This window comes from Gracilimonas mengyeensis (assembly GCF_900182705.1).
Taxonomy (GTDB): domain Bacteria; phylum Bacteroidota; class Rhodothermia; order Balneolales; family Balneolaceae; genus Gracilimonas; species Gracilimonas mengyeensis.
This window is the reverse complement of record NZ_FXTP01000012.1, coordinates 151,414-165,100: the sequence shown is the minus strand read 5'-3', so window position 1 is coordinate 165,100 and position 13,687 is coordinate 151,414. Positions and strand designations below refer to the sequence as shown.

The 13,687-nt window shown below is 43.4% G+C and carries 16 protein-coding genes and 1 tRNA gene; 10 read left to right on the top strand and 7 right to left on the bottom strand.

Features of this window, described 5'->3' with window-relative positions; all coding sequences use genetic code 11:
• Window positions 1–37: 37 nt before the first annotated feature.
• Complete coding sequence (locus FN815_RS14065) at window positions 38–691, bottom strand: NAD(P)H-binding protein (RefSeq protein ID WP_142455284.1); 654 nt, start codon at window positions 689–691, stop codon at window positions 38–40.
• Between the two features lie 6 nt (window positions 692–697).
• Window positions 698–1,666 (bottom strand): M23 family metallopeptidase, encoded by a 969-nt coding sequence (locus tag FN815_RS14060; protein ID WP_142455283.1) that lies wholly within the window; start codon window positions 1,664–1,666, stop codon window positions 698–700.
• 178 nt (window positions 1,667–1,844) lie between these two features.
• On the opposite strand from FN815_RS14060, the gene FN815_RS14055 reads away from it, so the two are divergent.
• From FN815_RS14055 to FN815_RS14045, 3 genes are all read left to right on the top strand, one after another.
• Window positions 1,845–2,090 carry an FmdB family zinc ribbon protein gene (locus FN815_RS14055; protein WP_142455282.1) on the top strand — a complete coding sequence of 82 codons (246 nt, stop codon included), beginning with the start codon at window positions 1,845–1,847 and terminating at the stop codon, window positions 2,088–2,090.
• 86 nt (window positions 2,091–2,176) lie between these two features.
• Window positions 2,177–2,752, top strand: a complete 576-nt coding sequence (locus tag FN815_RS14050) for a GbsR/MarR family transcriptional regulator (RefSeq protein ID WP_142455281.1) — start codon at window positions 2,177–2,179, stop codon at window positions 2,750–2,752.
• Window positions 2,745–3,110 carry a YraN family protein gene (locus tag FN815_RS14045; RefSeq protein ID WP_142455280.1) on the top strand — a complete coding sequence of 122 codons (366 nt, stop codon included), beginning with the start codon at window positions 2,745–2,747 and terminating at the stop codon, window positions 3,108–3,110. Before FN815_RS14050 ends, FN815_RS14045 begins: the two co-directional genes overlap by 8 nt.
• 96 nt (window positions 3,111–3,206) lie before the next feature.
• Here FN815_RS14045 and panD read toward each other — a convergent pair whose 3' ends face one another.
• From panD to FN815_RS14030, 3 genes are all read right to left on the bottom strand, one after another.
• Window positions 3,207–3,638 (bottom strand): aspartate 1-decarboxylase, encoded by a 432-nt coding sequence (gene panD / locus FN815_RS14040; RefSeq protein ID WP_142455279.1) that lies wholly within the window; start codon window positions 3,636–3,638, stop codon window positions 3,207–3,209.
• 10 nt (window positions 3,639–3,648) lie between these two features.
• On the bottom strand, window positions 3,649–4,500 hold the full coding sequence (gene panC / locus FN815_RS14035) for a pantoate--beta-alanine ligase (protein ID WP_246075298.1): 852 nt from the start codon (window positions 4,498–4,500) through the stop codon (window positions 3,649–3,651).
• Window positions 4,501–4,652: 152 nt separating this feature from the next.
• On the bottom strand, window positions 4,653–5,735 hold the full coding sequence (locus FN815_RS14030) for a Kelch repeat-containing protein (protein WP_142455278.1): 1,083 nt from the start codon (window positions 5,733–5,735) through the stop codon (window positions 4,653–4,655).
• Window positions 5,736–5,851: 116 nt separating this feature from the next.
• On the opposite strand from FN815_RS14030, the gene FN815_RS14025 reads away from it, so the two are divergent.
• Genes FN815_RS14025 through FN815_RS14015 form a run of 3 tightly spaced genes read left to right on the top strand, consistent with a single transcriptional unit; the run spans window position 5,852 to window position 9,041 of the window.
• A complete protein-coding gene (locus FN815_RS14025; protein WP_142455277.1) occupies window positions 5,852–6,676 on the top strand; it encodes an SDR family oxidoreductase in 825 nt (274 codons plus the stop codon).
• On the top strand, window positions 6,673–8,043 hold the full coding sequence (locus tag FN815_RS14020; RefSeq protein ID WP_142455276.1) for an aldehyde dehydrogenase: 1,371 nt from the start codon (window positions 6,673–6,675) through the stop codon (window positions 8,041–8,043). Before FN815_RS14025 ends, FN815_RS14020 begins: the two co-directional genes overlap by 4 nt.
• Window positions 8,040–9,041: a YhdH/YhfP family quinone oxidoreductase gene (locus FN815_RS14015; protein WP_246075296.1), complete on the top strand. Its 1,002-nt coding sequence runs from the start codon at window positions 8,040–8,042 to the stop codon at window positions 9,039–9,041. The genes FN815_RS14020 and FN815_RS14015 overlap by 4 nt, the downstream gene beginning before the upstream one ends.
• 110 nt (window positions 9,042–9,151) lie before the next feature.
• On the opposite strand, the gene FN815_RS14010 is transcribed toward FN815_RS14015, so the two are convergent.
• Complete coding sequence (locus FN815_RS14010) at window positions 9,152–9,547, bottom strand: response regulator (protein WP_185957310.1); 396 nt, start codon at window positions 9,545–9,547, stop codon at window positions 9,152–9,154.
• A 211-nt stretch (window positions 9,548–9,758) separates the two neighbouring features.
• Between FN815_RS14010 and FN815_RS14005 the strand changes: the two genes are divergently transcribed.
• From FN815_RS14005 to FN815_RS13995, 3 genes are all read left to right on the top strand, one after another.
• Window positions 9,759–10,499 (top strand): helical backbone metal receptor, encoded by a 741-nt coding sequence (locus FN815_RS14005; protein WP_142455273.1) that lies wholly within the window; start codon window positions 9,759–9,761, stop codon window positions 10,497–10,499.
• 115 nt (window positions 10,500–10,614) lie between these two features.
• Window positions 10,615–10,688, top strand: a tRNA-Arg gene (locus FN815_RS14000).
• A 280-nt stretch (window positions 10,689–10,968) separates the two neighbouring features.
• On the top strand, window positions 10,969–12,093 hold the full coding sequence (locus FN815_RS13995) for a Fic family protein (RefSeq protein WP_142455272.1): 1,125 nt from the start codon (window positions 10,969–10,971) through the stop codon (window positions 12,091–12,093).
• Window positions 12,094–12,137: 44 nt separating this feature from the next.
• On the opposite strand, the gene FN815_RS13990 is transcribed toward FN815_RS13995, so the two are convergent.
• Entirely contained in the window at window positions 12,138–12,737 is a 600-nt protein-coding gene (locus FN815_RS13990; RefSeq protein ID WP_142455271.1) for a TIGR04282 family arsenosugar biosynthesis glycosyltransferase, read from the bottom strand.
• Window positions 12,738–12,978: 241 nt separating this feature from the next.
• On the opposite strand from FN815_RS13990, the gene FN815_RS13985 reads away from it, so the two are divergent.
• Window positions 12,979–13,680, top strand: coding sequence for a DUF305 domain-containing protein (locus tag FN815_RS13985; RefSeq protein ID WP_142455270.1), 702 nt, complete (start codon window positions 12,979–12,981; stop codon window positions 13,678–13,680).
• Window positions 13,681–13,687 lie beyond the last annotated feature (7 nt).

Here is a 13,687-nt window from a genome sequence, read left to right as displayed (position 1 = left end):
GCGTGGTTAGCGATGATTAGAACAGTTTTTTAGAAAATCAGGAGAGATGGAAAATATCCTCGCCTTCAAAAATGTGAGTGCCGGGTGTACATTTATTCAGGCTGTAGATGAGCGCCCGGGCAACGGTTTTGGCGGGGATAGGGCGGTAGTTGCTAAGTCCGGGAAATTTAGTGATTACTTTAGTAAATAAGATCCCAAGTTGTTCCAACGGACGGCTTTCCTGTCGGTTGCCTTCTAAAATGGAGGGGCGCAAAATAGAGATTACCTCGAAAGGTAATTCCTGAACGGCCTCATCCAGTTCGCCTTTTAGCCTCGGATAAAAGGCACGCGACTCAGGATTGGCTCCAAGCGATGACACCAAAGCAAATTTTTGGGCTCCATTCCCAGCGGCGGCTTTGGCTGTTTCATATTGATAGGTGTAGTCGATGGTGTATTGTCTTTCCTGGCCGCCGGCTTTTTTGATGGTGGTACCAAGAGCAGAGTACAATTCATCCCCTTTAATCAAGTGTTTCCATTCATCGATTTGCGAGAAGTTGACGATGTGTTCTTCCAATTTTGGATGACTTTGACCAGTTGTCCTTCGGTGAAAGACGTGTACCTTCGAATAGCGTTCATCTTCCAGTAGCAGATTGAGAACTTCCGAACCAACCAGGCCGGTTGCTCCAATTACGATGGCTGTTTTATCATTCATTACGTACTAATTCCTTCGTTTCCAGCGGCGTTTTTCGCGCCAGTTCATTTCCTGAAAGATAAGATCGCGGGGATGAGTTGCCACATATCTTTTGTTGGGCTCCAGTGTGATCATTTCTCCTGTGGCTGTTCTGAATTCAGGCACTACAAAATTCCAATAGTCTGCTTCAGAACCTTCTTCATATTCCGGGTTTCGGTACATCACCAGCAGACGAAAGCGACCGAGATCCGATTGTTTGGGTGAGGCTACCACGGCAATAGGATCTCCTGCCTCAACTTCGTCTCCGGGGTCTACTAAAAAAGATCCCTTTTTGAGATGACGATATACGCCAAAGGTGCAGTCTTCGTGCGCAATATGCAGAAAATTGTATTGGTCGGTGTAATATTTATCCAGGTCGGAATTATCAAATTCATCCACCATGCGTCCAACCCTTCCGCGGCGGACGGCGTAGACGGTGTCTCCTTTGTTTATGCCAAATCCATAAGCTTTGAAATCTTCAGATTGCTGTCCAATCAGATTACCGATATAATCAATTTTAAACGTTTGTGTGGTATCACCTTCGGCAATGGGCAGCAGGTATTCGATGTCGGTATCAGGCTCGGTGTCTTTGCATCCTAATTTAAACCGCCATTTGTAATGATATCGAACCGGCCGGTTGCTGCGGAAGCTCTTGCGTAAAGTAACCAGACGGGTTCGTCCGGGTTTAGCCGTTGCCACATAGGGATTGGGAGTAGGAGGAGTGGTGTTTTGCAGCCGTGAAAATGTAACACTTACCGTATAAGGACTGGAACTTCGGTTCACTGCATAAATAATGGGTTCATTATCAGAATTGTATTCACGAGTCAGGATTACATCAGGACCGGGTATGTGTTGTGCCGGTAAGTTGGTAGCCAGAAAAAGGAAGGCGATTAGTGCAGTTAAAGGTTTTAATATTCTGTATGCCAAAAGGCATAAGCTCATTTTCTCTTGGTACATATATTTCTCTTTTGATTAACCCCGATTGGGCGATGACAAATATTTATCGAACCCAATAGTACAAATTGTGATTCATAATCCATAATGAACCTGTGAACTTGTGAGAATGTGCTATATTTGGCACAGAATTTGATAATACCTCAGCGCTGTTATCATCAACCCAAAACAACATATAAAGATGCCTACTTACGAGTATAAAAGAGAAGACGGAACAACTTTTGAGGTTATTCAGAAAATGAGCGACGATCCGCTGACAACCTGTCCTGAAACCGGTCAAAAGGTTAAGCGCATTATTTCTGGCGGCGGCGGTGTAGTTTATAAAGGCGACGGATTTTATGTGACCGATTACAAAAATGGTGGTCGTTCGAATGGCAGTGCTAAGCCAGAATCATCGGATTCAAAACCTGCGAAAGGCTCCGGATAGTTCTTTTCCTGGATACCGGTTCCGAAACGTTTTATTGTTTAGAGAACGGTATATTTAGGGAATTAAATTCAATTAGAAAACACATCATGTCAGATTCACGGCCGGAAGCGTACGAGCAAGCACTTGATCAATTTGTAAAGTTATGGGGTGATATGGCCTCGGCCTGGGGCATTAACAAAACCATGTCCCAGATTCATGCCTTGTTGTATGCCGAGTCGCACCCGCTGGATACCGACGAGATTATGGAAAAGCTGCAAATCAGCCGTGGCAATGCCAACATGAATCTCCGGCGCCTGTCCGATTGGGAACTGATTCACAAAGTTAGTCTTCCTGGCAGTCGCAAAGATTATTATGCCGCAGAAACGGACGTATGGAAAATCGTATCTACTATTATTCGTGAACGCCAGCAGCGCGAAATTGCCCCTATTCGGAAAAACCTGGAACAGTGTATTGAAACGCTCGAAAAGGGAGGATTGCCTGACGAGGAAAGCCAGGAGTTTAAAGTTCGGATTGAGAACTACATGGAATTTTTGGAGATGTTTGAGCGCTTTACGGATGCATTGCTGCCATACATCAACAAGAAAAACCTGGGCTTTTTGAAGCAGCTGGTAAAATTAGTGGAAGTGAAAGAATCGTTAAAAGGAAAGAAGAAGGATGGCTAAAAAGTCGCACCGTGAAATAGGAAATGAGGCGGAAGATCTGGCCTGCGCATACCTGGAAAGCAAGGGATGGCGGATACTGGAACGCAATTATTTTTTCGAACACGCCGAAGTAGATATTGTGGCTTACGACGATAAAGCCATTGTATTTGTGGAAGTTAAAATGCGTTCTTCAACCAAGTATGGGCATCCTATGGAATACGTGACCGAAGAAAAGGTGAAGAATGTGTTCAAAGCCTCAGAAGCGTGGATGTACGAGCGAAAAATGGACGGTTCGCCGATGCGCTTTGATATCGTGGGTATCATACAAAAGAAAAACGAAGCCCCGGAGTTTAATCACATCGAAGATGCTTTTCGGTAATAGGAAGCAATTACAAATTCGGAATTCCAGATTGGCAGATTGAATCCTGTGCCCGTTTATTGGCAAGATATTCTCCTATACTCACCAAAAAAGTACTTACTGCTCTTCTTCAACCAGGGTGTTGTCTACCAAACCAGATTTCAAATCAAATGAAGTGGCAGGTTCGGTGCTATCTAATACTTTGGTAGGGTCGTTGTTCTCATCCACAATAACCACACGGGGTTTATGATTACGGGCTTCTTCCGGGGGCATTTCGGCATAACTGATCACGATAATACGATCGCCTACTTGCGTAAGGCGTGCAGCAGCGCCATTCAGGCAACACACACGACTTCCTCTTTCACCGGGGATGGTATAGGTTTCAATACGAGAGCCGTTGGTGATGTTTAGCACCTGTACCTTTTCGTAGGGAAGCAGGTTGGCGGCATCCAGCAAATCCTCGTCGATGGTAATACTACCTTCGTACATCAGGTTTGCTTCGGTGACTGCCATTTGGTGCAGTTTGGATTTGAACATCGTAATTTTCATCGTACTTCGCTCAGAGGTCTATAATTATATTATCGATTAATCGAGTTTTCCCTAAATAAGCCGCGCCGGCCAAAATGTAGGTGTTGCCGGATTCGAGCTCTTCTACAGGTTGCATGGTTTCCATGGAAAACACATTAAGATAATCATTTTTGAAGCCTTTCGCTTCCAGTTCATCTTGCTGGTGATTCAACAATAATTTCGGCTCCATCACTCCATCCCTGATTTGCTTTTCCACATACTTTAAGGCACGGTATAAGCCCGGGGCAATTTTTCGCTGTTGGTCACTCAGATAAGCATTCCGGCTGCTAAGAGCCAAACCATCGTTAGCGCGTGCGATGGGGGCCATAACCAGTTCCACTCCATGATTAAACTCCTTAGCCATGCGCGAAAGTATCTGGAACTGCTGGATGTCTTTTTGTCCAAATATGGCAAAATCCGGTTCCACTATATTAAACAATTTATTTACAACCAGGGTGATGCCCTCAAAAAAACCGGGACGGCTTCCGCCATCCATATGCTCGTTCAGGGTATCTACCTTAATCTTGAAATACTTTTTTCCGGAACCATACATGATTTCATCATCCGGATTGAAAACGATGGAAACGCCTTCCGCCTCACAAGCCTTGAGGTCATCTTCCATCTGCCGGGGGTAGCTGTCAAAGTCTTCGTTGGGCCCAAACTGTTCGGGATTCACATAAATAGAAACAACCACTTTATCGGCTTTTTCCTGCGCCAGTCGCATTAGGGAAAGATGTCCTTCGTGCAGGGCTCCCATGGTGGGTACAAAAGCGATGGTGTTCCCTTGTCGCTTAAGGTTGGTTATTTTCTTTCTCAACTCAGCTATGGAAGAGATTTGTTTCATGGAGCAATGAATTGCTTTAATTATTTGGGACGCCAAAAGTAAGCATTTATTTGATGAAGTGAAGACTGTCTGTCAACCCAAAAATATCAAACATAAAAAACCCCCAATTCTACAGAATTGAGGGTTGCGAAAAACAAATAATTTGGCAGAATTTAGTTGGATGATTCCAGGTCTACCGTAAATTTCTGAACCATATCGGTTACTTTTTGATCGTTGACCATACCACCAATGATATAAAAACCTTCATCCGTTTTGGCAACGCTTCGGTGGTCCATGCTTGGGGTAGCTTGTGTGCCCAGGTCAACCCACTCATTGGTGTCGAGGCGGTAACCGAAAACGGTGCTGTCGGCAAAAGCAGGTTTGTTGTTATAACCAATTCCGTTGTATTCATAGGGATTATCGGATCCGCCAATAAATACCACCATTTCAACCGGTTCTTCCACACCTACGGCAGCCATTCGGTAGCGGGCTTTGCCGGGATGTTGAACCAGGCGGGTCCATGAAATTTGAGTTGGATCCTCGGGGTTGATCTCGCCTTTGATACTACCGGGCGACATTTTGAAAATGGGCTCTCCTTCGTCTACAATAGCCTGAACACCATCAGCTAAAACCATGGTGTTGCCTACAATACCGCCAGCGTGTCCAAAAGCAGGACGTCCGGGATAAGGAGTAACGTTTTCCCACGAATTGGTTTGGGTATCGTACATTTGCACGTTGGAAACACTGTTGGTGTTGTTCCAGCCACTTACCAGGTACACATAACGGTCGTCGTAAACCAAAGAAACCGCATCCTCAACCGGAAGCAGCATATCAGCTACGCGCTCGTAAGTGTTGGCTACAGGATCATACTTAAATACATGCTCGGTGGTTCTTTCGTTACCCTCTTCATCTACGGTATAACCGCCAAAAATGTAGATGTCTCCGTTTACGTATTCAGCGGTGCTTGCAAGACGCCCCACACTATCGGGTACGCCTGGTATTTTCTGCCAAACGCCGGCGCTCACGTCATACCGGGCGGCGTAATGGCTGATGTCGTCAAAGGTTTTACCTTCTTCCAGCCCTAAAAAACTGTAGAGAAACCAGTCACCGTCTACTTGAGCAGCAGCTACGGCATTGTTCGAGATAGCCTTTGGTAACGGTTCTTCCTCCGACCATGTAAGGCTTACTTGCTGTGAGGTTTGCTCACATGCAACAGCTACAATTAAAAATGATAGTAACAGTAATATTCTTTTCATTGTTGATATATTGACTTATTCTCTGATTGTTGGTTTACCAAACACTGATGATTTCCCCATATAGTTAGTGTTCGGTTTTTACTTAATTTGGAAACTCTCAAATATACGGTTTTTCTATGTCATCTTTTAAAAATAAAAGCATACTTGTAACCGGTGGATCAAGTGGAATTGGATTACTTTTAGCGAAGAAATCAATTCGTGAAGGTGCAGAAAAAATAATTATTTGGGATGTGAATAATAAAGCTATGAAAAAGGCGGAAGAGGAGCTGGGGAAAGGGGATTATCAGGTTTTTACAGACCGGGTAGATGTATCAAAGCCGGAAGCCGTGCACGAGGCGGCAAATGAAGTGCTAAATAACCATGGAACCGTAGATATTTTGTTCAATAACGCAGGCATTGTTACGGGTAAAAACTTTCATCAACAAAGCAGTGATGAGATTACAAAAACCATGGCTGTTAATAGTCTTGGCCTGATGTATGTTGCTCGGGAATTTTTGCCGGCCATGAAAAATCAAAAAGACGGACATATCATTAATATTACTTCTGCCGCTGGCTTAACGCCCAATCCGGGAATGGCTGTATACGCAGGTAGCAAATGGGCGGCCGTGGGCTGGTCGGAGTCCCTGAAGCTGGAATTGGAAAAGGCGAAAACAGGCGTAAAGGTGCTTACGGTGATGCCCGGCTATATCGATACTGGTATGTTTGAAGGGGTGACACCCCCGCTGTTTATGCCGTTGCTCGATCCTGATGATATCACAGAAAAAATTATTAAAGCGGTAAAAAGGGATAAAGCCCGCCTGCGGGAACCTTTTTTGGTAAAGTTAACCCCTTTTATAAAAGGTATTTTACCAGCGAGTGTGTACGATTTTTTAGCGGATAAGCTGTTTGGGGTGTACAGCTCGATGGATACATTTACGGGACGGAATAAAAAAGAATCATGATGGATGCAGCAGAATTACTAAAACGCCAAAAAGAATACTTTGCTTCCGGTGCTACCAAATCGGTTGACTTCCGGATACATCAGCTTAAAACACTCAAAGAGCTGCTTAAAGAGCATGAACAAGAATTTGTGGATGCAGTGTATCAGGATTTTAAAAAACCAGAGCTGGAAACTTATGCTACCGAGCTGGGGGTGTTGCATGATGAAATCAACCTGGTGCTAAAGAAGCTGAATAAGTGGGTAATGCCCCGCAAGAAAAAACAAACCCTGATTAGTTTTCCTTCCTACAACTATACCGTGGCAGAACCTTATGGCTCTGTGCTGATTATCGCTCCCTGGAATTATCCCATTCAACTGGCGTTGATGCCATTGATTGGAGCTATCGCGGCTGGAAATACGGCGGTCATCAAACCATCGGAGTTAACGCCCAATACCTCTGCTGTTCTAAACCGGGTGCTGGGGAAGTGGTTTAAGCCGGAACTGGTGGCGGTGGAAGAAGGAGAAGTTGAAAAGGCTAATGCACTGCTGAGCCAGAATTTTGACTACATCTTTTTTACCGGAAGTCCGCGTGTAGGTAAAATTGTGATGGAGGCAGCTGCAAAACATCTTACGCCTTTTACCCTGGAGCTTGGCGGAAAGAGTCCCTGTATTGTGGATGAAACCGCAGATCTTGAAAAAGCAGCCCGGAGAATAGCCTGGGGTAAGGGACTGAATGCAGGCCAAACCTGTGTAGCGCCCGATTATCTGCTGGTACATGAATCGGTTCAAGACGAATTATTGCAAGGTTTGAAAGAGGCATTCCAGGAATTTTACGGGGACGATCCATTCAAAAGCCCGGATTATGCACGAATCGTGAATAAGGATCATTTCGAAAGACTTTGCTCGTATTTGAAGGACGGACAAATTTATTATGGCGGACAGTTTGACGAATCAGAGTTATACATCTCCCCAACTATTTTAACTGATATTTCGGAAGGGGCGAAGATCATGGAAGAAGAGATATTTGGTCCGCTGTTGCCTGTCATCACTTTTAAAGAGATGGATGAAGTGATACGCACAGTGAAGTCAAAACCCAAGCCCTTATCACTTTATATATTTACAAAAAATAGTGCCACTGAAGGCCGGGTGATTGAGGAGTGCTCGTTTGGTAGCGGGGCCGTAAATGATGTGGTGATTCAGCTAAGCAATCCTCATTTACCATTCGGGGGCGTGGGGCAAAGTGGAATCGGATCCTATCGTGGAAAACATAGTTTTGATACCTTTTCGCATACCAAAAGCATCATGAAAAAATATTTTTGGCTGGATATCCCATTTCGCTATCCGCCATACAAAGGAAAACTTAAATGGATAAAACGTGTGTTAAAATGAGTGAGAAGACTTTTCAGGCATTTTATGTGGAAGAGCAAGAAAGCGGTGCATTTACTTCGGGAGTGAAAAAGGTTCCATTCTCTTTTTTACCGGATCATGAAGTACTCATTGAAGTGCATTTTTCATGCCTTAATTATAAAGATGCCCTCTCTGCCAGTGGTAATAAAGGCGTGACCCGCAGTTATCCCCACATCCCCGGTATTGACGCAGCCGGTGTAGTGGTTGAAGATGTCTCCGGGAAGTTTGACGAGGGAGATTCGGTATTGGTGACGGGGCGAGATCTTGGCTCAAACACCTCCGGCGGATATGGTCGTTTTATCAGAGTGCCCAACGATTGGGTGGTGCCCATGCCGGATGGTTTGGATGCAAAACAGGCGATGACCTATGGGACGGCCGGTTTTACAGCCATGTATGGAGTGAAAAGACTGCAGCGGGAACTGATTGAAGCAGGCAATGGAAAAGTATTAGTTACCGGAGCCACCGGAGGCGTGGGATCCATGGCGGTGTTTTTCCTCTCCCAGCTGGGGTACAAGGTGATAGCAGCGACCGGGAAAATGGAGAAAAAGTCATTTCTGGAAACACTGGGAGCGGCAGAGGTTATACACCGTGATAAGGTGACCGATGTGAAAGAGAGCCCCATTTTAAGCAGGCAATGGCAGGGAGCCATAGAAACAGTTGGTGGGGAGATGTTGGATGCCGTGATAAGGCAAGCGGGACACGACGGAGCGGTGGCCTGTTGCGGTAACATTCTAGGACATGAACTTCATACCAATGTGTATCCCTTTATCTTGCGCGGAGTAAGCCTGCTGGGTATTGATTCAGCTATTTGCAAAACTCTTTTGCGTCTGGAAATTTGGGACACCATTAGCGAGATGCCTCATCAAAAACTACCCGAGAGTTATAGCCACGTTGTGGGTTTAAATGAACTTTCAGGAGAGATTGAGAAGATTTTGAATGGAGAGCAATCCGGGCGGGTGGTAGTAAGTCATCAAAAATAAAAAAGCCCGGCGCTCATAAGAGCTACCAGGCTTTGAATCATAAAGCAGCGGTCAAACTGCCTTATGTGGGGGTTATGGGTATTTTCTTTAATCTAAATTGGGTATGCTGACTAAGCAGCAAAATTCGTTTGGGAGGAGAGTGTCTTCACCGCCTTTTCTAACGGTTCGGATAATGCTCCTAAGGAAACTGGTTTTAGTAGAAAATCTATGCATCCGGCTTGTTTTGCGCGGTGCAATACATGAGCATTGTCATCGCCAGATAAAAATATTACCGGCAGTTCCTGATGCTTTTCGTGCAATTGCAAAGTGGTTTCAATACCATCCAAATCGCCAGCAAGCTGTACATCCATAATTACAATATCCGGATCAATCTCCGAAATAATTCTCAAAGCCTCTTCTCCACTCTGTGCTTTGCCAACCACCTTATAACCTAACTTGGTAATGAGCTTTTCCTCTACAATTGCGAGAAGAGGATCATCTTCAACCAGCATTATTTTTTTTGCCATGATGACCTCCATCAGAAATATTAAAATTCCTTAATCAAAGATATTAGGATTTTTTAATGTTTGCAACAGAGTTTTATTAGAATGTAAAAAGTGAGAGCCCGGGAGGTATGCAAGCAATCAGGAGGAAAGGCTTATTTTTCGTATTGCGTTGAGTTTATATACTTTAAGAGCCTTAGTTTTTTTAGTATCTCTATATTAAATCAACCTCAAGATGCCATCATATAAACGTATTGTTTCTCTCGTGCCCAGTTTGACCGAGCTATTAATAGAGCTTGGTATGAGCGAGCGGCTTGTAGGCCGTACCCGCTTTTGTATTCATCCCAAACAAGAAGTGGAAAAGATAGAAATTGTTGGCGGCACAAAAAATCCTCGAGTGGACAAAATTTCAGGATTAAAACCAGACCTGATCGTAGCCAATAAGGAAGAGAACCGAAAGCAAGACATTGAAGAGCTCAGGGAGTTTTGCGAAGTGGAGGTTACCGAAATTGATACCATAGAAGATGCTCTGCTGGTAATTAAGGATTTATCTGAAAAACTGGATAAAGGCAACGAGGGGGCTCAGATGATTGAAGAGGTAATGAGTATTCTTGAACAAAAGCCAACTTTTGAGCCCACGACAGCCGCCTATTTAATATGGAAAGATCCTTGGATGACTGTAGGCGGAGACACGTATATTCATGATGTGCTGAAAAAATATGCCCTGGAGAATGTATATAAGGATGAAAGCCGTTACCCAAAGACTAGCCTGGATGAATTGGCAGCCCGTAACCCGGATGTGATTTTATTGAGTAGTGAACCTTATCCCTTTAAAGAAAAAGACAGGAAAGAGATACAGGAAAAATGTCCGGACTCTGAAGTGTATTTGGTGAACGGCGAATGGTTTAGCTGGTATGGAGCGCGTATGGTTTCGGCCTTCACACGACTTAATACCTGGAGAAAAGAACTCGGTTAAAAGGAAGGAATGAAAATGGGTTTTATATTTGGCTTTGTGAAGAGAATCAAGAAATTGCCAATTTGGTATTGCCCGTCGGTAAATTAGTCCTTATCTTTGAGGCTCTCCAAGAAATGCACCCGTAGCTCAATTGGATAGAGTACCTGACTACGAATCAGGCGGTTGGAGGTTCGAATCCCCCCGGGTGTACTTTTCAGAAGCCTTTGTCTTGCTTAACCAGTAGCAAGTCAAAGGCTTTTTTTGTTTTGCCTGAGCTTTTTAGCCTCTGAGCCAGAAAGTATGTTATTGTAATTTTTTCTGTTACTGTAAAAAAATGCTTTAGAGTTTGGAGGATTATTTAATTTGTTTGCTCCTTTCTTTATTAGCATTCATGTTATTTAAGGAAATCGCATTTGTCTTAAATAACAAAGTTCCTTATTTAAGTTTTGAGTCAATTTCTTAAATAAGGATAACTTTAATTAACTTTTTGATGAAAAACTTTAAAGCTGGGAAGTATATCAATCAAGGCCATTATGAAAGCTTTGAACCAACGCTTCTAAATAGGGATTGGCTGTTGGATGATATGAAAGTTATTGACTTGTTAAGCAAGGCAGACCGACAACTGGGGCGTTTGGATATGTATTCAGAGTACATACCCAATATCGATCTTTTTATCAGCATGCATGTCACCAAGGAGGCTACACAGAGTTCCAAAATAGAGGGCACTCAGACACATATTGAAGAGGCTCTGATGGATAAGGAAAATGTACCCGTAGAAAAGCGGGATGACTGGGAAGAAGTTCAGAATTATGTTGCAGCTATGAGTAGTGCGATAAAAGAGTTGGAAGAGTTACCTTTTTCATCCAGGCTAATCCGTAATACCCACAGTGTATTGATGCGTGGAGTTCGTGGAGAACATAAACAACCGGGAGAATTTCGTAAAAGCCAGAATTGGATTGGTGGTTCCACGATTACAGAGGCAACTTTTGTACCTCCCATTCATGAGCATATTTCAAAGCTGATGGGTGACTTGGAACAATTTATGCACGACGAAAGCCTAAAATTACCTGACCTCATCAAAATAGCGATAATGCACTATCAGTTTGAAACCATACATCCCTTTTTGGATGGAAATGGACGAGTAGGGCGCTTGATGATTACGTTGTTTTTAGTGAGTTGTGGTATACTAAAGCAACCTATTCTTTATTTATCTGATTACTTTGAGAAACACCGAACCGATTACTATGATCACCTAATGCGTGTAAGGCTAAAAAATGATCTTTCAGGTTGGATTCAGTTCTTTCTACAAGGAGTTATTGAAACAGCAAAAAGTAGTATTCAAACTTTTGACGGAATATTAAAACTACAAAAAGAAGTGAATGCTGTACTTCGTTCAATGGGTGCTCGATCAGGTAATGCACAAAAAGTGGTTAACCACCTTTATAAAAGACCTCTAATATCAGCCGAGCGAGCCAGTGAAGTAGCAGAAGTATCCATGCCAACCGCATATAAACTAATTAATTCAATGGAAGAGCATAAAATATTGCATGAGATAACTGGTGCTGAAAGAAATCGACTCTACATATTTAAGGATTATATAGATTTATTTAGATGATGAGCGAGTAGGCCAAGTATTATAAATCTTGTAATACCGAGTTTTCAATAAAGCTCACTCTCCTCCAAATCCTCCACCGTATCAATATCATTCAGCTCTTCCAGTAATTCATAGCTCCATTGGTTGGCTTTGATTACATCCAGGGTTTGCTCACGGACTTTAGACGTGCTCCAGTCAATATCCTCAAATACTTCAGGATGGAAGTTGCACATCCCCAATAAATAATAGCCTCCATCGCGGGCGGGACCAATCACGATTTCTTTGTTCTCCAATGCCTGGTAAGCTTTTTCTAGGAGTTCTGTAGTGATGCCCGGACAGTCGCTGCCAATGATAATCACTTTTGATTTAGGTTGTTTCTGAAAAGCAGTTTTAAAGGCATGCAGCATGCGATTGCCCAGGTTTGAACCTTGCTGAAGTGATGTATGAAAAGAGTCTGAATCCCAAAGATCATTATCCGGAATAAAAGAAGAATACCAGACGGTTTTATCAGCGTCCAGCTTTCGGGTCTGTTGATGGGTGAGCTGCAGCAATTTCCGGTACACATTCAGAGCTTCCTTGTCCCCAATACTTGCGGCCAGCCGGGTTTTTACCTTGCCCAACTCTGGGTTTTTAACAAAAATAAGGAGTTGCCTGTATGAACTCATAAAAATAAAAAGGGTTGAATAAAGTTATCTGAATGAAAGAAAATTACAGTGAAAAGAAACAACGATTCTATCTATTAAGTGGCTAAATCCTGATAAAGCTCCGTTATTTGAAACTTGTTAAAAGTAATAACGAAGGAGGTCACTGCTGGTATTTCTTTTTAATTGAGCTTATTATTCTCTTCTGCTTAAAGAAGAAAATATTTACTATTCAATCTGGAAAATAATTAAACATTATCTCGGTATGTCACATCATTGTTTTAGGCTATTTATGTTGATTCTGTTGGGCGCGGGAGTAGCAGCTTGCTCGACAACTGATAAAGCGGCTACCAATACCGGCAACACATCATCAACCCAAACAGCAGAAGATACTTCAAACCTGGAAGACCTGTACTGGGCGCGCATCGATAGCGCTAAAATGTCTTTCACAGAAGCAGATGCCAATTTTATGATTGGTATGATTGGTCACCATGCCCAGGCACTGGTGATGTCCAGACTAGCTCCAAAAAACGATGCAAGTCCGCAGATACAAACTTTGGCTGCTCGTATCATCAATGCGCAAAAAGATGAAATTGCCAGTATGCAAACCTGGTTGCGCGACCGTGATCAGCCCGTACCGGAAATTCATATTGAAGGTATCAACCTGATGATTCATGGCGTGGATAAGCACAAACATCACATGGATCATACGACCATGCCGGGCATGCTATCTCCCCAACAACTGGAAAACCTGGCCAATACTACTGGAGACGCCTTTGATCAATTATTTTTGAAATACATGATTGAGCATCACAGCGGGGCGGTTACCATGGTTCAAAAACTATTCAATACGGACGGAGCGGCCCTGGATGACCAAGCTTTCAGGCTGGCATCCGATATACAGGCCGACCAAATTACAGAAATTGAGCGGATGAAGCTGATGCTGGCCAATATGAGAGAATCCTAAACAGGAC